At 60.8% G+C, this 24,270-nt stretch carries 17 protein-coding genes; 9 read left to right on the top strand and 8 right to left on the bottom strand.

Annotated elements, in window-relative coordinates; genetic code table 11:
• Positions 1–3 precede the first annotated feature (3 nt).
• The 9 genes from NKI15_RS01135 (at position 4) to NKI15_RS01095 (ending at position 10,851) form a co-directional block, all read left to right on the top strand.
• A complete protein-coding gene (locus NKI15_RS01135; RefSeq protein WP_023832298.1) occupies positions 4–831 on the top strand; it encodes an HAD-IIB family hydrolase in 828 nt (275 codons plus the stop codon).
• Complete coding sequence (gene glpD / locus NKI15_RS01130; protein WP_352514449.1) at positions 815–2,350, top strand: glycerol-3-phosphate dehydrogenase; 1,536 nt, start codon at positions 815–817, stop codon at positions 2,348–2,350. Before NKI15_RS01135 ends, glpD begins: the two co-directional genes overlap by 17 nt.
• Positions 2,351–2,427: 77 nt before the next feature.
• Positions 2,428–3,315: a carbohydrate ABC transporter permease gene (locus NKI15_RS01125; RefSeq protein ID WP_023832296.1), complete on the top strand. Its 888-nt coding sequence runs from the start codon at positions 2,428–2,430 to the stop codon at positions 3,313–3,315.
• A 2-nt stretch (positions 3,316–3,317) separates the two neighbouring features.
• Positions 3,318–4,214, top strand: coding sequence for a carbohydrate ABC transporter permease (locus NKI15_RS01120; protein ID WP_023832295.1), 897 nt, complete (start codon positions 3,318–3,320; stop codon positions 4,212–4,214).
• Positions 4,215–4,283: 69 nt separating this feature from the next.
• Positions 4,284–5,783 (top strand): ABC transporter substrate-binding protein, encoded by a 1,500-nt coding sequence (locus NKI15_RS01115; RefSeq protein WP_023832294.1) that lies wholly within the window; start codon positions 4,284–4,286, stop codon positions 5,781–5,783.
• Between the two features lie 62 nt (positions 5,784–5,845).
• Positions 5,846–6,574 (top strand): SDR family oxidoreductase, encoded by a 729-nt coding sequence (locus NKI15_RS01110; protein WP_023832293.1) that lies wholly within the window; start codon positions 5,846–5,848, stop codon positions 6,572–6,574.
• A 50-nt stretch (positions 6,575–6,624) separates the two neighbouring features.
• On the top strand, positions 6,625–7,689 hold the full coding sequence (locus NKI15_RS01105; protein WP_352885629.1) for an ABC transporter ATP-binding protein: 1,065 nt from the start codon (positions 6,625–6,627) through the stop codon (positions 7,687–7,689).
• A gap of 67 nt (positions 7,690–7,756) precedes the next feature.
• Positions 7,757–9,805, top strand: a complete 2,049-nt coding sequence (locus NKI15_RS01100; RefSeq protein ID WP_352514340.1) for a bifunctional aldolase/short-chain dehydrogenase — start codon at positions 7,757–7,759, stop codon at positions 9,803–9,805.
• Positions 9,806–9,828: 23 nt separating this feature from the next.
• The gene (locus NKI15_RS01095) at positions 9,829–10,851 is read left to right on the top strand and encodes an NAD(P)H-dependent glycerol-3-phosphate dehydrogenase (protein ID WP_352514339.1); all 1,023 of its coding nucleotides are present in this window, start codon (positions 9,829–9,831) and stop codon (positions 10,849–10,851) included.
• Between the two features lie 3 nt (positions 10,852–10,854).
• Here NKI15_RS01095 and NKI15_RS01090 read toward each other — a convergent pair whose 3' ends face one another.
• The 8 genes from NKI15_RS01090 to NKI15_RS01055 form a co-directional block, all read right to left on the bottom strand.
• The gene (locus NKI15_RS01090) at positions 10,855–11,184 is read right to left on the bottom strand and encodes a phage integrase N-terminal SAM-like domain-containing protein (RefSeq protein ID WP_502898664.1); all 330 of its coding nucleotides are present in this window, start codon (positions 11,182–11,184) and stop codon (positions 10,855–10,857) included.
• Positions 11,185–11,562: 378 nt separating this feature from the next.
• On the bottom strand, positions 11,563–13,287 hold the full coding sequence (locus NKI15_RS01085) for a DUF927 domain-containing protein (protein WP_352514337.1): 1,725 nt from the start codon (positions 13,285–13,287) through the stop codon (positions 11,563–11,565).
• A gap of 120 nt (positions 13,288–13,407) precedes the next feature.
• Positions 13,408–13,845, bottom strand: coding sequence for a hypothetical protein (locus NKI15_RS01080; RefSeq protein ID WP_352514336.1), 438 nt, complete (start codon positions 13,843–13,845; stop codon positions 13,408–13,410).
• Positions 13,846–14,354: 509 nt separating this feature from the next.
• The gene (locus tag NKI15_RS01075; RefSeq protein ID WP_352514335.1) at positions 14,355–15,254 is read right to left on the bottom strand and encodes a hypothetical protein; all 900 of its coding nucleotides are present in this window, start codon (positions 15,252–15,254) and stop codon (positions 14,355–14,357) included.
• Between the two features lie 419 nt (positions 15,255–15,673).
• Positions 15,674–16,162: a hypothetical protein gene (locus tag NKI15_RS01070; protein WP_352514334.1), complete on the bottom strand. Its 489-nt coding sequence runs from the start codon at positions 16,160–16,162 to the stop codon at positions 15,674–15,676.
• Between the two features lie 469 nt (positions 16,163–16,631).
• The gene (locus tag NKI15_RS01065; RefSeq protein ID WP_352514333.1) at positions 16,632–17,885 is read right to left on the bottom strand and encodes an adenylate/guanylate cyclase domain-containing protein; all 1,254 of its coding nucleotides are present in this window, start codon (positions 17,883–17,885) and stop codon (positions 16,632–16,634) included.
• Positions 17,882–18,271 carry a response regulator gene (locus NKI15_RS01060; protein WP_023716288.1) on the bottom strand — a complete coding sequence of 130 codons (390 nt, stop codon included), beginning with the start codon at positions 18,269–18,271 and terminating at the stop codon, positions 17,882–17,884. The genes NKI15_RS01065 and NKI15_RS01060 overlap by 4 nt, the downstream gene beginning before the upstream one ends.
• On the bottom strand, positions 18,268–23,967 hold the full coding sequence (locus NKI15_RS01055) for a GAF domain-containing protein (protein ID WP_352885628.1): 5,700 nt from the start codon (positions 23,965–23,967) through the stop codon (positions 18,268–18,270). Before NKI15_RS01055 ends, NKI15_RS01060 begins: the two co-directional genes overlap by 4 nt.
• Positions 23,968–24,270: the final 303 nt, after the last annotated feature.

The following is a 24,270-nucleotide window of genomic DNA, read 5'->3' as shown; positions in this document are numbered from 1 at the left end:
AGAATGCGTCCGCTCGCAGACATGCCCGTCGAGGTTGCTGCCAGGATCGCGGTTGTGTTCTGCGATATTGACGACACACTGACCCACGATGGCGTGCTTCCCGCTTCGGCCTATGCCGCTCTCGAGGCACTCTCGGCAGCAGGCATCGCGGTCGCGCCGATCACCGGCCGTCCGGCGGGCTGGTGCGACATGATTGCCCGGATGTGGCCTATCGACGGGGTCGTCGGGGAGAATGGCGCCTTCTACTTCGCCTATGATCGATCCGCGCGGCGCATGCGTCGTGTTTTCGCCGTCGAAACTCAGCAAAGGGCGGTCGACCGCGCTCGGCTTGCAGCGCTCGGAGAACGCATCCTGAGCGCGGTGCCAGGCTGCGCCATCGCCTCCGACCAGCTTTACCGCGAGGCCGATCTGGCGATCGATTTCTGCGAAGACGTGCCGCCGCTGCCTCTCGAGGCGGCTGGCCGCATCCAGGCGATGTTCGAAGCGGAAGGCGCCGTCGCCAAGATATCTTCCATCCATGTCAACGGGTGGTTCGGCGCCTACGACAAGCTGTCGACCGCGCGGCGCTTTGCGGCGGACATTCTCGGGTTCGATATCGACCGAGATCGCGACCTTGCCGTCTTCGTCGGCGACAGCCCCAATGACGCCCCCATGTTCGGCTTCTTCCCGAATGCCTGCGGTGTCTCCAACGTGCTGGCATTTCGCGACGCGATCGATGCCTTGCCCGCCTTCGTGTCCCGCGGACCTGGTGGCGAGGGCTTCGTGGAAGTCGCCAACACGATCCTGCAAGGCGCCAGTCACGATCGGTGGCAGCATGAACGCAGTCTATGACATCGCGATCATCGGCGGTGGCGTGAACGGCTGCGGCATTGCACGCGACGCCGCAGGTCGCGGGCTCTCAGTCTATCTGTGCGAGATGGGCGACATCGGAGGAGCCACGTCCTCGGCCTCCACCAAACTCATCCATGGTGGTCTCCGCTATCTGGAGCACTATGATTTCAAACTTGTTCGGCATGCGCTGACCGAGCGCGAGACTTTGTGGGGAATCGCACCGCACATCATCTGGCCGATGCGGTTCGTGCTTCCCCATCGCAAGGGTCTGCGTCCAGCCTGGCTGCTGCGGCTCGGCCTGTTCATCTACGACAATCTCGGCGGGCGCAAGCGGCTGCCGCCTACGAAGACGCTGCGGTTGCGCAGCGATATTTCTGGCGAGCCGCTGCGCCATCGATCCTCGATTGGTTTCGAGTATTCGGACTGCTGGGTACAGGACAACCGATTGGTCGTTCTCAATGCGGCTGACGCGGAGAGCAAGGGCGCGTCGATCAACCCGCGCACACGCTGCCTGGCGGCGCGGCGTGAACGCGGGCTGTGGATCGTCGTCGTGGAAGATGTCGAGACCGGTGAACGGCGGACCATCCGCGCGCGCAGCCTAGTGAATGCGGCGGGTCCATGGGCTGGTGACGTGATCGAGCGTGCCGGCGTCCTGGCTGACGGCAAGCTGCGGCTTGTGCGCGGCTCGCATATCGTGGTTCCGAAGATCTACGACCACGATCGCTGCTACATCTTCCAGCAGCCGGACGGCCGCATCGTCTTCGCAATCCCTTATGAGGACGACTTCACCCTCATAGGCACGACCGATGTCGATCAGGCGGGTCCGGCAGATGAGGTGCGCGCCTCGGCGGCCGAGATCGATTATCTATGCAGCGCCGCGTCCGGCTATTTCCGCGAGCCGGTCACCACCGATGCAGTCGTCTGGTCCTATTCCGGGGTGCGCGCGCTTTACGACGATGGTTCTGTCGACGCGAAGTCCACGACGCGCGATTACGTGCTTTCGCTCGATGTGCCGGCAGGGACCGCGCCGCTGCTCACGGTTTTCGGCGGCAAGATCACGACTTACCGCTGCCTCGCCGAGGATGCCCTCAGTCGTCTGGCTGGATTGTTTCCGGATGTCGCACGTCATGCCGGCTGGACGGCGACCAAGGCACTGTCAGGCGGCGATTTCCCGATCGACGGCGCCGAGCAGCTCGCCTGGCGCCTGCGTGAGGACTACCCGTTTCTCGACCCGCGCGAGGCACGGCGGCTTGTACGCCATTATGGTACGCGGGCTCGCGTCATTTTGGGAAACGCACGCGTGGAAGCCGACCTTGGCCGAATTTTCGGCTGCAGCCTGTCGGAGGCCGAGGTCTGCTATCTTATCGACTTCGAGTTTGCGCGCACAGCCGAGGACGTGGTTTGGCGAAGAACCAAATCGGGGCTGCGGATGTCGGCGCAGGAAATTGAGGAACTCGACGGCTGGATGAGGAACCGGTCGGCGAGTGCTGCGGGAACGGGTCTGCGCCTGGCTATCTAGGCGATAGAAGGAGTGACGCGGAGCTAGTCCCGCTTCACAAGGAATGCTCCCCGCCGGGGAGTTGGGAGGAGACATTTATGGCGGTCGCGCAGATCAAGCGCCTCTCGATATCGGACTCGCCCGTGCCGTGGCTGCTGCCGCTTGTCGCGTTCCTGATCGTCTTCACCATTTACCCGCTGATCTACAATATCTGGCTGTCCTTCCACGAGTTCGTGCCGAAGAAGCGCGCGCTTGCGTTCGTTGGTTTCCAGAATTGGCAGCAGATCTGGGTGGACACGCGATTCTGGAGTTCGCTTGGCGTCACCTTCGTCTACTTCGCCATCGCGCTGGTGATCGAGTTGACGCTCGGCATGGCGATCGCGATGCTGCTCGACGCGGAACTGCCGGGTTTCGGCGCCCTTAGAGCCATTCTGTCGATGACGCTTGTCATCCCGCCGGCCATCGCCGGCATGATGTTCCTGCTCCTCCAGGATCCGCAATTCGGTGTCATCACCTATGCGCTGGATTCGCTGGGCTTGCTCGACAAGTCACATCCGATCCTCGCCAGTTCCAGCACTGCGCTGGCAGGGGTTCTGCTCGCGGAGATCTGGCAATGGACGCCATTCATAGTGCTGATCTTCATTGCCGGCCTGCGCTCGCTGCCTTCCGAGCCATACGAGGCGGCGATGATTGACGGCGCCAGTTCCTGGCAGACGTTCCGGCGGCTTACGCTCCCGATGATGTCGCGGGTCATCGCGGTGGCGGTGCTGCTGCGCGGAATCGATCTGTTCCGCGTCTTCGACTACGTCTTCACGATGACGTCGGGCGGTCCGGGCACCGCCACCTATTCGCTGAGCTATTACGCGTGGCAACAGACCTTCAGCTTCACCAAGTGGGGTTACGGCGCGACGCTCAGCCTGGTCAGCCTCTTCATGGTTATCGTCATGGCCAACATATTCATCAAAGTCTTCAAGGTGCGGTGGTAACGATGGCCGACGTGCTCCCGCATCAGACATCAGGCCAGCGCGCGCTTCGCACCATCGCGGGCTGGGTCGTGGTCGGCCTGTTCTTTTTCCCGATCTATTTCTGGACATCGGTCGCGTTCCGCAACGCGAAAGACATCTTCAACTGGCCGCCGATCATCTTTTCGTTCGAGCCGACGGTGCGCAATTTCGAGCAGGTGTTCGGAATTTCGCTCGGTTTCGGCTTCGGCGGTCAGGAAGCCGTCACTCCCGGCGGCGGCAATTTCTACATGGCGCCGAGGCTGCTCGACTCGATCATCGTCGCGACCTTCTCGACCATCCTGGCGATCGTGGTGGCGACGTTGGCGGCCTACGCGCTGTCGCGCATGAATTTCCGTGGCCGCCATCATTTTGTGAGCTGGGTGCTGTCGACGCGGATGATGCCGCCGGTCGCTGTCGCGATCCCGATGTTCTTCATCTTCAAGCAGTTCAGTCTGCTCGACACCTACACCGGCGTGATCCTGATCCATGGCTTGATGAACCTGCCGCTGGCGGTCTTGCTGCTGAAGAGCTTCTTTGACGACATTCCAACCGAGATCGACGAAAGTGCGCTGGTCGACGGCGCGTCGCGCTGGACGATCTTTCGCCGCATCGTGCTGCCGATGGCCAAGGGCGGCATCGCGGCGAGCGCCGTGCTCTGCTTCATCTTCTCCTGGACGGAATTCCTGTTCGTCCTGACCCTCACACAGACAAGCCTGAAGACGGTGCCGGTCGTCTCGTCGACCTTCGTGACGTCGATCGGCACGGCCTGGGGCAACATGGCAGCACTCGGCGCGGCGTCCATCGTGCCAGCCTTTATCGTCATACTTCTCGTCCAGCGCCACCTGGTGCGCGGCCTCACAATGGGGTCGCTCAAGCAGTAGGCAAAGGATGGACAGGTTCTATCGGACTACGGATGGCAATGGTGCCGTCCGCACTTTGGAGGAAGTGAAATGAAAGACAGTATCCGGAAGATGCACCTCGCATCGATTACCGACCGGTTCGTGAAGGGGGAGATGGGACGTCGCGATTTCCTGCGGCTCGCCGGCAAGCTCGGCCTCGGGGCCGGCGCACTTGGCATGGGCATGAACCGCGGCTTGTTCAATTTCGTGCCGTCGGCCGCTGCCCAGGAAGCGCTACAGCCCTCGCCGGAGATCATGAAATGGGTTGCGGATGTCGGCAAGCCGTTCGCCGGCACCACCATCAAGCTCGCCACGGAATCGACTCCGCCGTCGAATGCGCTCAACTCGTTTCTCAAGAAGCATTTCGAGGATGCGAGCGGCATCAAGGTCGAGATCGAGGTCCTGCCGCTGGAGCAGGTCCTGCAAAAGATGACGCTGGACGTCGCCTCGTCGCTCGGTACCTACGATCTCTATTATATCGACCAGAGCTGGGCCGCGTCCTTCAGCCAGGACGTTTTCGACCCGCGCGAGCAGATCCAGGCCAAGCCCGACCTCGCCATGCCGAACTATAATATCGACGATTTCCTCCCGGCGCTCGTGGACGGCATCGCCATGTACGAGAACCGGATGGTTGGCGTCCCTTACGACATCCCGATCTTCATCATGATCTACCGCAAGGATATCTATGAGGAGTTGGGCCTGAAGGTGCCGACCACGATGGAAGAGCTCGCGAACAACTCCAAGGCGATCATGGACGCCAAGGGCCCGAGCATGGCGGGCATCGCCGGGCAGATGAAGTCCGGCCACTACGCGCTCGAATGCGAATGGACCTCGATGCTCTGGGGCCATGGCGGTTCGATCTTCAACGCCGACAAGAAGTTCGTCGGCAATGACGAGCAGGGCCTCGCGGCCATGGAATACTGGACGAACCTCAAGAAGAGCATGCCGGCCGGCGTCGACGGCTGGACATGGGACGGACAGGGCCAGGCAGTGGCGCAGGGCGTCGCGGCGTCGATGCTGTCCTGGGGCGAGTTCTTCCCGTATTTCGACGATCCCACGCAGACCAAGATTTCCGGCCTCTGCGATGTGGCCGTTCCGCCCAAGGCGACCTCGTTGCGCACCAAGGACCAGACTGGCTTCGGCGAAATCCCCGGCGTCGGCCACCAGGGCGGCTCGTCCCTGGCCGTCTCGAAATACTCCAAGAGCCCGGACGCGGCGTGGGTGTTCATGCAGTGGGCGACCTGCGCAGACACGCAAGCGCTCATCACCGCGCTCGGCGGTGGCACGGGTCCGACGCGCGCCAGCGTCTATGACGATCCGCGCGTCAAGGCCAATGCGAAGGTCGGGGCCGGCACGACACGGCATCTGCCCGTCGTTCGTGAGACGATCGCCAACCACATGGGCTCGGAGCCGGATCTGCCGGAATGGGCACAGCTCTCCAGCGACACGATTCCGGTGGCGCTCGGCAAATACTTCGCCGGCAACTACGGCTCGGCAAAGGAAGCCATGGACGACATCGCCACCCAGGTCGATGCCGTGATGAAGGGCTAAGAGACAGATCGCCGGGGCAGTGCGAGCTGCCCCGGTTTCTTCATCAACGCGAGGGTGCATCAATGACTAGAGACAGACCGCTCGTTGCGATCACCGGCGCCAGTTCGGGCATAGGTGAAGCCACGGCGCGCGCGTTTTCAGCGGCCGGCCATCCCGTGCTGCTGATGGCGAGGCGGCTCGACAGGCTCGAGGCGCTCGGTTTGCCCAACGCCGTGCTCGCCAGGGTCGACGTGCGCGACCGGCAGGCGATCGCCGCGGCGGTATCGGACGCCGAAGCGAAGTTCGGACCCGTCGACATGATGTTCGCCAATGCCGGCATAGCGCGTCTCGGCGACATCGCGAGCCAGCCGCCGGAAGAATGGGACGAGATGATCGACATCAACACCAAGGGCGTGATGAACAGCGTCCATGCTGTGATGTCTGGAATGATCGCGCGCAAGCACGGGACGTTGATGATGATGAGCTCGATCGCCGGCCGGAAGGTCTACCCGGACCATACCGTCTATTGCGGCACCAAGTTTTTTGTTCATGCCGTGTCCGAAAGCTTTCGCGAATATCTCGCACCGCACGACGTGCGGGTGATCGTGCTCTCGCCCGGGATCATCGAGACGGAGGTTCTGGACCATGTGAACGATAAGAACACACTTGCCGGCTACCAGGCAAACAAGAAGGCGATCGGAGGCGGTATCTCGGCCGACGTCGTCGCAAAGCTCATTCTCGACGCATACCAAATGCCGCAGAAAGCGATCGTGCAGGAAATCGTCATCACGCCGACACGGCAGAAATACTGACGCCAGGAAATCCGGCGCCCAACGAAAAGAAGAAATGCGGAGGCCAGTTCATGGCGACGGTAGAATATAGGGGCATCGGCAAATCGTTCGGTGCCGTGCAGATCATGCGGGACGTCTCGTTTTCGATCGGGGATCACCAGTTTGTCGTGCTGCTCGGGCCTTCAGGCTGTGGCAAGACGACCCTCCTGCGCATGACGGCCGGGCTGGAGTCGGTCAGCGCCGGCGACCTCATGATCGGCGGGAAGCGCGTCAACGACATGCATCCGCGCGAGCGTGACATAGCGATGGTCTTCCAGAACTATGCGCTTTATCCGACGATGAAGGTCTACGAGAACATCGCCTTCAGCCTGGAGGTCGCGAAGCTTCCCCCCGCTGAGGTTAAGGCGAAGGTCGAGCGCGCCGCCGAAATCCTCAATCTCACGCCGTATCTGGGCCGTTACCCCAAGGAGCTTTCGGGCGGACAACGCCAGCGCGTTGCGATGGGTCGCGCCATGGTGCGCGAACCCTCGGTCTTCCTGTTCGACGAGCCGCTATCGAACCTCGACGCCAAGCTGCGCGCGCATATGCGCACCGAGATCCGGCAGCTCCACAACAGGCTGAAGACGACAACCATCTATGTCACCCACGACCAGATCGAAGCCATGACAATGGCGGACAAGGTGGTCGTCATGCGTGCCGGCAAGATCGAGCAGATGGGATCGCCCGACGAGGTCTACGACACGCCGTCGAGCAAGTATGTCGCGGATTTCATCGGCTCGTCAGCCATCAACTTCATGGACGGAACCGTCGTGGCCGCGGACGGCGCGGCGGCCGTCGACACCGTCAATGGCCGCTTGCTTCTGCCCGATTCGACGACAGCCAAACCAGGACAGAAGGTGGTGTGCGGGGTGCGCCCGACAGATGTCGTCGTCTCGGCGGACGGACCGATCCGCACCACGGCAATCCTCGTCGAACGGCTCGGCCACGACGTCCAGCTCTGCACACTTGCGGCGGCTGGCGAATTCTTCGCGATCGTCGACCGGACCTTGCCGTTCCGCGAGGGAGACGAGGTCCGGTTCGACGTGCCTGCTTCGAAGGTTCATGTCTTCGACGCGGCAAGCGAACGACGGCTTTAGGTTAGATCGTCGGTCACCATCGACCCTATTGAGGCGCGCCACGACGTCGCGCGAAGGAGAAGCCTTCATGAAATCAAGATGGTCCGATACGGGCTTTGCAGCGACCGTCGACGGCTACGTCGCGGCTGGCGTGAACCGTGATCTTGCGATCCGCACCTACACCACCCGGCTGCTGGGTTCGGATCCGGAGCTCGTTCTCCATGGTGGCGGCAATACCTCGGTGAAAACGGTTTTCACAGAGCGCGACGGCTCCCCGGTCGAGGTGCTTTGCGTCAAGGGCAGCGGCTGGGACATGGGAACGATCGAGCCGCAGGGTCTACCCGCCGTTCAGCTTCAGCCGCTCAAGGCGCTGGTGAAGTTCGCGTCGATGAGCGACGAGGAGATGGTGATGATGCAGCGCCGGCTGCTGCTCGATCCGACGGCCCCTAACCCTTCCGTCGAAGCGATCCTGCACGCGATCCTTCCTTTCAAGCATATCGATCACACCCATGCCAATGCGATCGTGTCGCTGACGAACCAGCCCAACGGCGAGGATCTGATCCGCGAATTGTTTCCCAAGGCCATTGTCGTCCCCTACGTCATGCCGGGTTTCGACCTCGCCAAGGCCTGCGACGCCGCATTCCGTGCCGATCCGGAGGCCAACGGGATGATCCTGCTCAAGCATGGCATCTTTACGTGGTCGGACGATGCCCGCACCTCCTACGAGGATATGATCGCCAAGATCGACCGGGCCGAACGCCGCCTTGCGAAGGGCAATCCCAAGCCGTTTACGGTGGTGAATCCGCCTTCCAACCTGGCGACCGCGGCAGCGATCGCGCCCATATTGCGTGGCGCGATCGCTGTCGATACCGGGATCGAGGGCATGCCGAAGCGTTTCGTGCTTGAACACCGGTCCAACCCGAAGGTGCTCGACTTTTGCAATGCATCAAACCTGGCGAGTCTCGTTTCGCGCGGCAACGCGACGCCCGAGCATGTCATCCACATCAAGCGGCTCGGGGTGGCCCTGCCTGCTCCCGTCGCGGACGACTTCGACGCGTGGGCAGGATCGGTGCGCGATGCCGTCGCCGCCTACGTATCCGACTACAAAGCCTATTTCGAGCGCAACAATACCCGCTGCGGTGGGATCAAGACCATGCTTGACCCCATGCCGCGTGTCTTCTACGTCCCCGGCGTCGGCATCTTTGCCGCCGGTCCGACCAGCAGGGCCGCGGCGGTGTGCGGCGACGTCGTCGAGGCCACGATCGACGTCATCACAAAGGCCGAGGGCATCGATGCCTTCGAAGCCCTTCCAGAGGCCGACCTGTTCGACATTGAATATTGGTCGCTGGAACAAGCCAAGCTCGCCAAGAACGTCGAGAAGCCGCTGACCAGGCAGGTCGTGGTGGTGACCGGTGCCGCGGGCGGCCTCGGGCTCGCCATCGCCAAGGCTCTGCGCGCCGAAGGCGCTGAGATCGCCATGCTCGACATTGACGCAGAATCTGTGGCGACGCAGGCGGCTCGCCTGGGCGGCTTCGGGAGGGTCTGCGACGTGACTGATCCGCAATCGGTCCAGGCGGCGATCGACGCCGTGAGCGCGCGTTTCGGCGGCGTCGACATCGTGATCTCGAATGCCGGTGCGGCCTTCCAGGGTAAGCTCGTCGACGTATCGGACGCGCTCTTCGAGAAAGCCTTCGCGCTCAATTTCTGGGGCCATCACTATATCGCCCGCGCGGCCGTCAAGGTGATGCGCGCCCAGGCGACGGGCGGTGCGCTGGTTTTCAACGTGTCGAAGCAGGCGGTCAATCCAGGCCCGGACTTCGGGCCGTACGGAACGTCGAAAGCGGCGCTGATGTCGCTGATGCGCCAGTACGCGATCGAACACGGCGCGGATGGCATCACCTCCAACGCGGTCAACGCCGACCGCATCCGCACGGGCCTGATGACGCATGCCATGGTCGAGGAGCGCAGCCGCGCCCGCGGCATGTCGGCGGAAGCATATATGCGCGGGAACCTCGTCGCGCGCGAGGTGACGGGCAGCGACGTTGCGGCAGCCTTCGTCCATCTGGCCAAGGCGCGGGCGACCTCGGGTGCCGTGTTGACAGTCGACGGCGGCAATGTCGCCGCGATGATGCGCTGACAGACACGAAGGGAGATCCAGACATGGCGCGCATCCTCATCCTCGGCGCGGGCGTGATGGGCAGCGCGCTTGCGGTGCCGGCGGCCGACAACGGCCACGAGGTGCTGCTTGTCGGCACACATCTCGACAGTGCGGCCATTGCGGCGATGCGGCGGCCGGGCGGCGTCCACCCCAAGCTCGACGCGCCGCTGCCCGCAGGCGTCAGACCGATCGACTTCGGTGCGTTGCGCCCCACACATTTCGCGGAAGCGGAATTTGTCGTCATCGGCGTCAGCAGCCCTGGCATCGCATGGGCGGTCAAGCAGCTCAACGAAATGCTTCAGACGCCGAAGCCGATCGCCTTCGTGACTAAGGGTCTGGTCCGTGATGACGGGAGGCTTTCCACCTACGCGCAAGCGGTGCCGCCCGCGGTCGGACTCATGCAGCACTTCATCGGCATCGGCGGCCCGTGCATCGCGCGTGAGTTGGCGAACCGCCTTCCCACGGCGAGCGTCTATGCCTGCGCCGACGAGAAAATTGCCACGGGTTTTGCCCGACTGATGCAAACCAGCTACTACCGATTGTCGACTACCGATGATGCAGCCGGCGTCGAAGGCTGCGCCGCGTTGAAGAATTTCTTCGCCATTGGCGTCAGCGCGATGCAGACGCGCTTCACCGATGTGCAGCGTGGCGGCGCCACCAGGAATCCCACCGCAGGTGCCTTCAACCAGGCGGCGCGCGAAATGGCCTTATTGTGCGAGCGGCTTGGCGGGCGGCGAGACACCGCCTTCGACCTTGCCGGGATCGGCGACCTGCACGTCACAGTGGGCGGCGGCCGCAACAGCCGCCTCGGCCACGCCTTGGGACAGGGGCGAACGGTGAGCGCGGCGATGGCGGCGGAACTCACCGGAGAGACGGTTGAAGGGATCGACACGGCGCGAGCGCTATCGGCCTGGATTCCGGCTGCCTCGACCGGCAACGCAACACAACGCCAGGGTTTCCCGCTCACGTCCGCCATCATCGATGCCTTACTCGACGACGCGCCATTCCAATTCGACTTACTTTAAGTCTTACACACAATGCCCAACGCATAAGACTTTTCGAAGCGAGATGCGACCGCTACTAACTAAAGGTATCGCCCTCTTCAATCCAAATTGGTCCGAAAGCGCTATTAGCGCACACGCCAGATCCCGCCGCTTCAAGGTCACGAGGAACAGGAACCGCAATGCCGAGACCGCGCCATTGATCGTCGCAGGGCCGACGCCGCTCTCATGCTGATGCAACTGGAATCGACGGATGTCCGCAGCCGTCGCAGTGTCGGGCGAGCGGCCAAGGAACGCAGCGAAGCGCCGGACGTGACGAACGTAGTCCTGCTGGGTATGGGAGCCCAGGCCACGCATGAGCATGTCGTGCTGCATGCTCTGGCGAAGCGGAGAGATTGGTGCATCCGGTCGACAGGGTAGCCATGGCGAGTTCCTCTCGTTGAAGGGAACTCCATGGTCAGGTCGACGCCTCTACCCGCTCAAGCCAAATGCCTGTCGCGCCATCACAGGCCGAGGCGCCCCACCCGCGGAGCGGGTTCGTGCATGAGGCGCATTGCGGACATCAGGGTGCGGTACGACGTTAGGGGCAACTTACTTGTGGTCAATCGGTGATAGTTGCGCGAGTCCGATTTCTGCAACGCCGGCACGTGCGTCTCCGGCGCTGGGCGCCACAGGTCATTCGGGATGGCACTAGGCAAGCGTGCCGAGCGATCGAACGTCATCGCTGTCTCAGGACTACAATGCAGGGTCGAGCGAAGCGATCTTAAGAGTAAGATATCTCGACCGCCCGCACCCTTTGACCTCACGCGCGGTGGTTGGCGTCTTATTCGAACACCCAACAATGGCGTTCTTGCTTTTCAAAATGGAGAGAAGTTCGCGATATTTCGCTTCAGAGCCCATGACCTTTTTCAATTCAACGGGGCGAAGGCATGCAACGTCGCCGTGAAGATCAAGCCGCCTGCGGAAACCTAGGCAGGTTTCAAATCCTTCAGGAGCCACATTTCCGTTCTCGATCCGAGGGACGCGTTTGTCATCGCAAACCATTTTGCGAAACACTTCCATGTCAACTTTTACTTCAGTCTCAATGGCAGTGAGGCTCCGCCGCGAGACGCGATAGAGTTTACGACATGAGTACACCATCTGCGCGCGGGTGCAGGGGAGTACACCGGCGCGTATCGCCGCTATGCCAGCCGCATAAACGTAACCGAACTTGATTGCGATGCGCCTTTCCCATGCATCATCTGAGATGGCGCACCGATCAACGAACATCGCGACATTGCGTTGAAACCTTTTCAGGGTTTTATCTCTTGAAGCCATTATGGATTCGACGAACGGTGGAAAAGCAACGCCGTAATTGTCGTTGATCGCAGTCACAACGAGCTCAGCCATAGCCCGTGCGTCATCACCGATCTGACCACCGCCTCCGAGTCTATCGAAGATGCCGCCTTGATCGCGGGGAGGCACTGGAACGTCGATATGCCGCGCACGCTCACCGTTGTCTCGCGCATTGTTCGTCAGGTTTTCAAGCGACTTCTCCATAGTGGTGAGGCCAAAAATGCACCAATGACGCAACTGAAGCGATCGATCTCTGCTCGCGAATTCGGAACGATTTCGACCAAGTCCGCTGGTCAGTGTATGGCTAAGCTTCGGCAGGGTCCTGGCAGCACCTCCGGAATCGGTCTTCATTTCGTTCATCACGAGCAGGGTGCTGTGGTGGTCGAACATGACATCGTTGAGAGCGGCATCGGCTTGATCAAAACCCACGAGGTCTCGTTCCCGTGCCCGCCCTGTAACCGAGTTCGCGACCTTCGCGACCAGCGTCTTGCCCGAATTGCTCTCGCCGAACAGATGAAAGGCAGCAGTTTCCTCGAGGTCCAGTAACGCGGCGAGCGGTGCTGCGAAGGCGAGTGCCACGCCGAAAGTGAGGTATGAAGATCGCGACAACAGGTCGGAGAGCGACGACTTCCACTTGGGCAAAGTTCCTGCGGTCATGCCGCGTGTTCCCGTCGCCGAACCGGCATAGATCAAAGCCAGATCCTTTCCGATAGTTGCGCGTGGAAGCACAAATGTATCCGTCCCGTGCCAGCCGATCCTAGACGTGACGCGCCGGTGACGCTTAGCAGCGCTCATCAGACTGGGAAAATCCGTCCCAGTGGGAAAGATTGCGCCGCGATCCAAAAGAAACCGGGTGATCGCCCTGGGATCCCCAAGCATGCTGCGTTCTACCTCGCAGCGCTTCGGCTCGCCGGTGCAGTCAGAAAATGCCAGTTCGATCTTGAAGGTGCCCGTGTCGATGTTTTCGATCGCCGCAACGACCGTCACCGCGTCTGCGACACGGCGAACGGATGGAGCGTGACTGGCGGACCGTACACCGCGCACACCGCACACCGCCGTTTTGGTGGGCCGTCGCTTGCTAGCGTTCTTAGCTTTTATGCGGTTGTAGTTTGCATTAGTTTTCATTGGAATTCCTGTGATTTTTGATCTAATCGCGCGAAAATTGCCTCAAACTGGTCGATCCTCTACGTCGATTGTATTTTCTTCATCGAATGAGCTGCGCTGTTCGTGTCTTGGTGTGAACAGCTACGTTTTCATAATCGACCGTCCATAGGTTTTGACGCCGAAAAAAATTCGCATTTGACTTGGCTTTTGGCGGTCTAGCCACCTCAAGATTTCCGCTTCAATCGTGCAGGGAGGACGGCGCTTCCCGTGTGGGTGTATGCCCAGCGGATTTTTCTTTCTGGCGATCGCCGGCCAAAACGATTTTTCGAGATAGGCGACGACTCGCGCCAGATCGTCGATTGGTTCGCTGCGCTTGCGCACGCGGACTCGGATGGAACGCGGCCATTTTGTCGTCACGGCTTCCAGAGGGCCGTTCGAAACGCGCCATTCGAGCAGGTGGGTATGCGCCTGGAACATAGACCAGCCCGCGTCCCACTCGCCGTCGACCGCCCCGATGAGGAAAGCATTACCTTTGGCTATTCCAGCGCGCTCAAGCTGTCTTCGAAGCCGGCTGATCATCTTTGCCGGGTCAAAGTGGTGCAACTGGCCCGCTGGGACCGCATCGTTCGGGTTGATGAGTGTAACTAAGTGCAGCTCAGTGAGCGGATAGCAGGCCAGGAAGCGGAGTACCGTCGCTCCATAGCTGAGCCTCCGCAAGCGAGCACAGACCGGACATGCCATTGACTGGCACCGCATCCGGTAGCGGCAGCCCTGCAGCTTCTCGGCGAGCGCGCGACTCTCTTGGGACCCCTCACGTCGCAGACAACTTATGCGTTGGGCTCGTTCGACCCGCTGTTCGGACCTTTTTTCGAACGCACCGACTTTGCGACCACGTTTGTCGACGCCCTGCACAACCAACTTGCGAAGGTCGCAGGACGAATGGAGAGCACGTAGCCATCGAACCCCCGACGTTCGCGTTCCTCTTTTCATCTAGCTCGCTCCCCCGGCCTGCCGCACTCGGACATTCCAGATATGAGCTCGCAAATCGCCCTGATAGGGTTCGGAATATTCCGACAATTAATGCCACATTATTTATTTGTGGTCATAGCCCTGTGGCCACCGTTGGCGTTCCTGAGGATTTCTATGTATTCAGCCTCATGAGCGTTTCGGCGCTCTATCGCGGCCTTAGTTGGTGCCCCGGGTTCGGAAAACCTGCCCAGGGCCGAAACCGACTGATGCTTGAGGATGTGGTCGAGCTCAGTTGTACTCAAGGGCCCGAAAGCCTGTGAGAGAATGGTGGCAAACGGTTTCTGGGGAATGCGATAACCCCGCTCGTTTGCAAGTTTGAGCACTTGGACCACACCGCCGATCAAATTCGAAATCTGAGCTTGCCGAGGTGTCGTTTTGGCGATGCAATTTGCATCCTTCATCTCCAACCAGAGCCGAAAAGTTTGCCTGTCCACGAAGACCCTACACAACTGGCTTGCGCCACCGGCACGAGTTTGGGCGTATCCGGAATAGGCAATAGAGATCTTTTGCATCACCCAGGCGCCACGCGGCGGATCGAGGTCCCTGCCATCCAACGTAAGATAGTGACCGGCAACAAGGCCACTTCCGAGCGCCCCCATTAGCTCGTCCACGACGGCCTGATAACGCTTCGCGGCATCGACCATTTCATCGATCTCGTCTTCTCCAAATTGGATGACACGACGGACTTTCACTGTGTGTTCGGAGGGTGACACTTCCATGTACGAGAAAGCAGGTTCGCTTGGGGTGTAAAGTATCGCATGACCAAGCATTGTTTTCGGCGGATTCCACTTGCCCGGAAAGCGGGCTCGGCCGAGCGTATCAATCGCTGTCAATACGTCGATATATTGATCATAGGCCGCTCTGGGACGAAACCAAGGCCATGCCGAACCGGCAGTACGAGGCCCTGGCCGACGAACCCAAATGCCCTTTTTCAGTTTACCGTCTCGCATGATCACCATCTCAGTGTTGTCAGGTTCGGATTGGAATTCGTTGCGGGATGCATCAGTTCAACGACTACCGGAGTAGGACACCGCATTTGCACCGTCGATAAATTTGCGTCTGGGCTTGCCTGATGCTACGGCGACTTGGGACACCCATCGGTTCGGGTCGTAAAAGGCGGCAGCGTAGCCTTGTCAGTAGCCGGAAATTACACGCAAAGTTCAAGGATGTCTGCGCTAACTGCGATGACGGCTGTGTCTGACCTGCGTCTACGGAGAGGTGTGCCGTCCCGCCTCAGCATATCGTCCAGGTTATCAGTTTTGCAAAGCAAGGCCCGCCTCCGAAGGAGGCGGGCCTTGGCTTGCCTGCAAGAGCTCTGCGAACGAACTTGCAAAGCGGCAGATATAGAGATTAATTTGACAGCGGAGCTCCAGCTCCACTAAATGCCGCCAGCAGCCATGCGCTTTTTCAAATCCAAGATAGCTACATTCACGATCAGAGGGTGCTCGTACACTTGCGGCAGGTCAAGCAGCCAATTCGAGTCACGCTTGAAGACATCGAAAATCTTCTCCTGCCAGTCAGCGGCTTCGCCCTTCCTTATCCAATAAATGATTCGAAGGCGACGGTTGTAGAGTTTTCCGCAGTACCCTGAGAACAATCGGCACCGGAAAAGCGATCCCCAACGGCCATCGTCTCGCCTAAGGTCGATTTCAACCCAGTGATTGCAAACATCAAGAAGGAGGACAAAGCCACCAGAAACGACTGAACAGCTGGTGCAGTTAATCTCGACGTTTGAAGAATGCACCAGCGCCCCCAACAGTCGTGGCACAATCACTGACAGCGCTGCCTCCCTATTTCGGCGCCCCGCGATTTGCTTTTTTAACGAAGTCAAATCTATTGCAGGTGTGCTCGCATTTTCGTGTTTCATATTCAATATGGTTCCTCTGTTGCAGTTCAGCGCTTAAGCGCCGATCGACGAGGTAAGGCGGGACAAATCAACAAAAAAGAAGGTAGAATATGTTCGGAATATTTCTTGTGATTATTTTGTGTTCCAGGCGGCTCGGGCGCCCGCGAACGCGTTGGATTGGGCGGCGGACCGGCTTGCGCGCAATGTTGTCAACTGACTGGTCCATATATGGACGACGCTCCCGCCAACGGCGCGTTTAACAGGAGCCGAGATGCGGCCCATCGTCGACGCATCCAATTCGCGATTCACCACGAAATTGTTTAGTTAGATCCGGTGCTGGAGGTTCGTGTCACATCACCGCAAATGACGTGAGCCTTATCTGCGACTGCTTTGCGCCTCTTGTCAGCCGTTGAGGGCACCTTTGCCATCCTGTGAAAGCAGACATTGCCGGCGACGAGGCCTACGGTCGCAGTCGCGACAGGCGCAAAGATCAGTCGAGGCTGATCCGTGTTCCCTTGGCGCCGTTGAGCAGCCGCTTGAGATGGAAGCTGGCGAGTTGGTCGTCCGGACATTTCCCGATCTGCGCGGCGAAAGCGGTAAGCGCGTTTGCATCTCCGGCCTCCAATCTGCCGAACGCTTCAAGATAGCTCGCCGTCGAAGGATCATCATACTGCTTTGACGACAAAGGCTCGAACGCGCGTAGCGCCTCGGCCCTGCCGCGCAGCATCAGATCGCCGACCGGCCGTCCCCGGAAGCCGTCGACCCTTGCAGCCGCGCTCCCGCTGACGCAGATACGCGTGCCCAACTGCTTGTTGGCGCTTTCCAGCCGCGCCGCGATATTGATGGTGTCGCCATAAGCCGTGTAGTCGAAAAAGCGGCCTCCGCCGAAATTTCCGACCAGCGCCGGACCTGCATGGACGCCGATGCGGGTCGTACCGACCGCGACGCCCTTGTCGCGCCAGCTATTGCGGAACGATTGCGACAGCGCGTCGAGCTCGAGCGCGCAGGTAACCGCGCGCGCCGCATGGTCCTGCTGCTCGCCAGGCGCGCCGAACAAGACATGCAGCGCATCACCGACGATCTTGGCGACGGTGCCTTCATGCGCGAACACGACGTCTGTCATGCCGGCCAAATAGTCGTTGAGGAGCGCGCCTAGCGTGGCAGGGTCGATCGTTTCCACCAGCGTGGTGAAGCTGGTAATGTCGGTGAACAGCGAGGCGACCTCGCGCCACTGTCCGGCTAGCGCCAACCCGTCGGCGTCGCCGGCCAGCCGCTCGGCCAGATTGGGCGAGAAGTAGCGCGACAGCGATGCATGCGCGCGCTCCGCGACCGCTTGCCGCCGATGCGCCTCGTGCAGCACCTCGCGATGCTTCAAGGTCTTGGCGATCGTGGTCTCGAGGTCGGCAAAGTCGATCGGCTTAGTGATGAAGTCGAAGGCGCCTCGGTTCATCGCGGTGCGGATGTTGGCCATGTCACCGTAAGCGGAGACGATGACGGTCGAAAGCTGCTGCCCCTCGGCCTTCTGCAGCTTCTCCAGCAGCGACAGGCCGTCCATACGTGGCATGTTGATGTCGCACAGCACCATGTCAATGTCGCTGTTGCCGTCGATGACGGACAGGGCGTCCACACCATCGCTGGCGAAGAGAAAAATGACCGCGCCGTCGCGGATCTGACGCCGGAACTTCTGGACGATCAAGACCTCGAGATCGGGCTCGTCGTCGACCACGAGGATGCGCGCCGTCACGCCACCATTCCCAGCCGCGTTTCGATCTGTTGCCTGAGCGTCGCAAAGTCGATCGGCTTGGTCAGCAGCGCTTCGGCGCCGTTCTCCAACGCCTTGCGCTTGGTTTCGGCGTCGCCATAGGCGGTGATCATGATAACCGGGACGTCGGGCCGCAGCACCTTAATCTTCGGCAGCAGCTCGAGCCCGCTCATGCCGGGCATGTTGATGTCAGACAGCACCAGGATCAATGTCACCCCTTCGGCGTGGTCGATCTGCTCCAACGCATCGACCGCCGATTGCGCGAACTCCATGGTGAAGCGGCTGGCTCGGATGTCGCGGCGGAACTGCTGACGAAATAACGGCTCGACGTCGGGCTCGTCGTCGACAACCAGAATGAGGAGGCTCATGCTTCACCTCCCGATTTTGCGAGCGAGGCGGCAGCGCGCGGCAGCACAATCCGGAACTCGGTGAACTCGCCTGGCTGGCTGTCGACGTCGATCGTGCCGGCATGCTGTTTGACGACGATGTCGTGGCTGAGCGACAGGCCGAGCCCGGTGCCCTCGCCGGCTGGCTTGGTCGTGAAGAATGGATTGAACATCTTCTCCTTCACCTCCGGCGAAATGCCGATGCCGTTGTCGCGGATCCTGATTTCGACACGGTCGCCGAGACTTCTGGTCATAGCGGAGAGCGTCGGCTCATAGCCCGTGCCATTCGTCGCCGCGCTCTGCCTGGCCGTTGCATAAAAGCCGTTGGAGATGAGGTTGAGAAGCACCCGCGTGATCTCCTGCGGGTAGAGATCGACATCCCCCGCCTGCGGGTCGAAATTCCGCGTCAGCGTGATGTTGAATCCTGGCTTTTCGGCGCGCGCCCCGTGATAGGCAAGGTTCAGGCTCTCCTCCACGACGGCATTGATATCGATCGGACGATGATCTCCTGAACCCGCGCGCGAATGCAACAGCATGTTCCTGACGATGGAATCGGCCCGCTTGCCGTGCTGGACCACCTTGTCGAGATTGCTCTTGAGCATGCCTGTCAGCTCGGCAACCTCTTCGCGCACGGATGCCTCCAAAGGCGCGCCGGCCAGCACACTGCTCAAATCATCGATGAGTTCGCCGGAGAGCGCTGAGAAGTTGTTGACGAAGTTGAGCGGATTCTTGATCTCGTGGGCGATACCGGCGGTCAACTGGCCGAGTGAGGCGAGCTTCTCCGTTTGCACAAGGCGGTCCTGCGCGGTCCTCAGATCTTCGAGCGAGCGTGACAATTCGCGGGTACGCGCCTGCACCTCGTCGAACAGCCGGACGTTCTCGATCGCTATGCCGGACTGGTCGGCAAACGTCTCGACGAGCTCGATCTGCCTCGGCGTGAAGTCCCGTACCTGTGACCGCGTCAGCGCGAATACGCCGACCGGCGCGCCTTCGCGCAAGATCGGAACGCATAAAATGGTCCGGTAGCCGCCGAGCTTCTGAAGCTGCGTTGCCCCGTAGTCCGGGTCGGCGAGCACGTCCGACACGTGGACGGCACGGGCTTCGAGGGCCACCCTTCCAGTGATGCTGTCGCGACTAGGGGCAAAGGGATTGGCTTTGGCGAAAACCGCGGCTTCAGGCAAATTGCCGTACTCGGCCGACCACCGGTAGAGATCGCCGTCGCGTTTGAAGATGACGCTCGTGTCCGCGTCGCACAGCTTGGCCGCTGATTCCACCAGCGTGTCGAGAACCGGCTGCAGGTCGAACGTAGAGCGGCTGATCGCCTTCAGCACGTCGGCCGTCGCCGTCTGCTGCTGCAGCGACTCGCTCAATTCCGCCGTGCGCGTCTGCACCTCCTCGAACAGCCGCGCGTTCTCGATGGCGATGACAGCCTGATCGGCGAAAGTCTCGACTAGCTCAATCTGCTTTGGCGAGAACGGCCCGGGCGCCTTGCGCATGACCAGAAGCAACCCCATCAGCTCCGTGCCGCGCAGGAGCGGAACGCCGAGAATGCAGCGAACGCCGCGCTGCCGCGCCACGTCGGTGAAGGTGAACTCGGGATCGGCTTCGAAATCCGGTACGTGAACGGTTTTCTGTTCCAGCAGAACGCGCCCTGACACCGATTCGCGCCCCGGCCGGCGCATGATCTTGGTATGGGCAGGGGCCGCTTCCGGATCTCGGCTGAAGGTCGTGGTCCACTGAAATCCGTCGTCGACCAGACGATAGAAATCGGCAATGTCCGCGTCGCAGAGGTGCGCGGCGGACTCTGCCAGGGTGTCAAGGACGTTCTGCAGATCGAAGGCCGACCGGCTGATGACCTTGAGCACGTCTGCTGTCGCTGTCTGCTGCTGAAGCGACTCGCTTAGCTCCGCGGTCCGCGCCTTGACCTCATCAAACAGGCGGACATTTTCGATGGCGATCACGGCCTGGTCGGCGAAGGTCTTCAGAAGTTCGACTTGCTTAGAGGCAAGAAAGCCCGTCTCAGCACGCCCGACTGCTATGCAACCGATGGCCAGGCCGTCACGCAGCATCGGCACGGCGACAGCACTGCGCAGGCCCGAAAAAGCCGCCGCGGCGCGATGCGTGAATTCACTATCCAAGGTGAGGTCCGGGATCTGCGCCACGTCAAGATATAAAATTGCCCGTTCGGCAGCGCTGCCGCGAGTAGGTGCCACGGGAAAGGTGTTGCGCACGATCTCAACGCTTTCTTCGGTGATGCCGTGATGCGCGACGAAATGCAGAAGCTCGCCGTCAAATCTGTAGACAAAGCAGAACTGCGCTTCGCATAGACGGGCGGCGCTTTGCGCGATCATATTAAACACTGGCTGCCCATCGGTGGGCGAGCGGCTGATAACGCTAAGCACATCGCTAGTCGCCGTCTGGTACTCCAGCGCCTCTGTGGCCTCCCGTGTCCGCTGCTGCACCTCCTCGAAAAGGCGGACGTTCTCGATCGCAATTACGGCCTGGTCGGCGAACGTTTGCACGAGTTCGACCTGCTTTTCGCTGAACGCGCCTGGCGTGCGACGGGGCATGGCGAAGACGCCGATCACTTCGCCCTGCCGCAACAACGGCACGGCAAGCATAGCACGATAGCCGGCGCGGTCGCGGGCTTCGGAAAACGTGAATTCCTTATCATTAAGCGCGTCGTCGACGTTCACCACTGCCTTGGTCAGCGCCGCCCGTCCCGTGAACGTCTCGCGTCCCGGTTTGATCGGATGGGTTCGCATGAACTCCAAGTATCCGGGGGGTGTGCCGTGGCTCGCCTCGGGAGAGAAGGACCCATCGCGTGACAGAAATATGAGGCCCATTTCGGCATTGCAGAGTCGGCAGGCGGAAGCGATCAACGTGTCGAGAACGGCCCCTAGATTGAAGGCTGAGCGGCTGATGACCTTGAGCACATCGGCCGTCGCCGTCTGCTGCTGCAATGACTCGCTCAATTCCGCCGTGCGCGCCTCCACTTCTTCGAACAGGCGAGCATTTTCGATGGCGATTACGGCCTGGTCGGCGAAGGTCTGGATCAGATCGATTTGTTTCTCGGTGAAAGGTTGGACTTCCTGACGAGCCAGCACGAGCACGCCGATCGGATTTCCCTCGCGCATCAACGGCACACCCAGCACCGTCCGGAACCAAACCTTGCTGGTCGATTCCAGGAACGTGTATTCCGGATCGGCCAGGACATCGGCCACATGCACGATCTTGCGGTCGAGCAATGCCCGCCCGACCACGGTGCCGCGTCCGGGCGCCAGGCGCTTGTCCTTCACGTACTCCTGCCAATCCGACGAGAGATTGTAGTTGGTGGCGTAGTAAAAGCCTTCCGCCCCCTGCCGGGTGATCCCCGCCATATCCGCCTCGCAAAGCTGTGCGGCCGATTGCGTCAGCGTATCGAGCACCGCCTGCAGGTCGAACGTCGAGCGGCTGATCGCCTTCAGCACATCCGCAGTCGCCGTTTGCTGCTGCAGTGACTCGCTCAGTTCCGCCGTGCGTGCCTGTACCTCTTGAAACAGGCGCACATTCTCGATGGCGATCACCGCCTGGTCGGCAAAGGTCTGGACAAGTTCGATCTGACTATCGGTGAAGGGACCGGGTTCAGGTCGCGTCATTGCGAAGACGCCAATTACCGATCCTTCGCGCATGAGCGGTACACAGAGCACAGCCGAATAACCTCCGAGTCGCGGAGCTCCGGGAAGGCCATGTTCGGTGTCCTTGGTAACATCCGGAATATGGACCACTGCCTTGTCGAGTGCTGTTCGGCCGACCCAGGATTGTCGGTTGATCGGACTCGGATTCGCCTCTTCATACGCGCGATACTCCGGGGTTTGGTCGTAGCCAGCCGCAAGCCGGAAGACATCGCCTTCGCGCATAAAGATGCCAGACGTTTTCGCACCGCAGAGCCTCACCGCAGAATCGATAAGTGTCTGCAGGACGCTCTGCAGGTCGAATGCGGAGCGGCTTATGACCTTTAGCACATCCGCGGTCGCGGTCTGCTGCTGTAATGCTTCGCCAAGTTCGGCGGTGCGAGCTTGCAACTCTTCGAAGAGCCGCACATTGCCGATTGCGATGACGGCCTGGTTGGCGAAAGTTTTGAGCAGGCCAATTTGGCTGTCGCTAAAGGGTCGCGCCTCGATGCGCCGGATCATAAGCGCTCCGATTGCTTTTCCTTCCTGCAACAGCGGAGTGGCGAGAATCGCGCGAAAACCAAGACGTTGAGCCATCATTCGGCCAGTTGCAAACTCCTCTCCAGAGATGGTCAAGTCGTGCACGTGGACCGCAACCCGATCCAATACGGCGCGGCCGGTAACGACGTCGCGCGCGACTGGCAAGCCAGCACTGTCAATCGGAATCGGTCCGTGATGCGCTCCCACAGCCAGCCTGTCGGAGCGCAGCAGATAGATCGTTGCGTCATAGGCGTCGCACAGCCGAGCGGCACTTTCAGCGACGGCGTCAAGCACAGGCTGAATGTCCGTAGGAGACCCGGCGATCACTTGCAATATTGCGCCGGTCGCTGTCTGCTTCTCTAGCGCGTCGGCCAGTTCGCGGCCACGCGACCCGACCTCTTCGAATAGCCGCACGTTCTCGATGGCGATGACCGCCTGATCCGAAAATGTCTGCACCAGTTCGATTTCGCGCGTACTGAACGGCGAGACCGACGAGCGGGCGAGGACGAAGACCCCGGTCACTGCGCCGTCCCGCATCAGCGGAACGCCCAGCAGGGTACGGAAGCCGCCGAGCCGCTGGCCTTCGATGTTGGTATACTCCGGATCGTGGAGAACGTCGGCAATCTGCTCTACTGACCCGCTCTGGGCAACGCGGGCGGCGATGCTGCCCCGGCCCGGCGTGACCGGGAGCTTGTTCATGTGGTCCTGGAATTCTTGGCTCCATCCGATCTGTACCGTCGGCTGCAACACGTCGCCCTGGCGCAGATAGATGTAGCCCATCCCGGAATGACAGAGGTCGGACGCGGACTTCACAAGCGTATGCAGCACGGAATTGAGATCGAACACCGAACTGCTGATCGTCTTCAACACTTCGGCCGTCGCCGTCTGCTGGTCCAGCGACTCAGCCAGTTCACGATTGTGCCCCTCGACTTTCTCGATCAGCCGGGCATTTTCGATCGCGATTACAGCCTGGTCGGCGAAGCTCTCGACCAGCTCGACTTGACGCGGTGAAAATAGCCCGATCGTCCGCCGCGCCAAGCCGAATACGCCGATGGTCTCCTGACCCCGCTTCAGCGGGACTGAAAGTACTCCGCGGAAACTGCCGATGATTGCGGCTTCAGGCCTTTCGTATTCCGGGTCTTCAAGCGCGTCCGCCACATGGATCGTCAATCCCTCCAGCGCGGCGCGGCCCTGGAACGTCGCTCGTCCCACGACATGTGGGTTGGCCCGTTCGTATGCATGCAGCTCAGCAGCCTGCCCGCCGCCTGCCATGAACCGCAGCGTATCGCCAACGCGCAACGTGATTGCGCCCATGTCCGCCCCGGCCAGGCGTATAGCCGAGTCGACTAGCGTCTGCAGTACCGGTTGGATGTTGGTCGGCGACGCGGCGATCACCCTGAGGATAGCACTCGTCGCATTCTGCTGTTCAAGGAGATTGGCGACCTCCGCGGTGCGTACCTGATTTTCTTCGCGCGCCGCTGTCAACTCGGATCGGAGCGAGCTGATCGTGATCTCAGAGTCGGAGTCGGGCCCTCCCACTGAGGTGCTCCTGTTTTTTCTCTGCTCAGTGTCGGCTTTGGCCAGCCCAGCGTCAAGTTTGTGACCTGCAACGCCCGTTTGCGACGCAGCGCGGCACCTTGCCAATGCACCTGAGCGCAGGCTTTCGGAGCTATTGCAGATAGGGGATGCGTCCGAGATGGGGTCGCAGGCGGAGTGCCAGCTTCTCTGCACCTTGTTCTACAACCAGTCGATCAGCTTTCGGCTCAAAAAATCTACCGGTCAGCAATG

Source organism: Mesorhizobium sp. M0862, from assembly GCF_040319795.1.
Classification (GTDB): Bacteria; Pseudomonadota; Alphaproteobacteria; order Rhizobiales; family Rhizobiaceae; genus Mesorhizobium.
The sequence above is the reverse complement of the archived record's forward strand: the minus strand, read 5'-3'. Positions and strand labels throughout refer to the sequence as shown.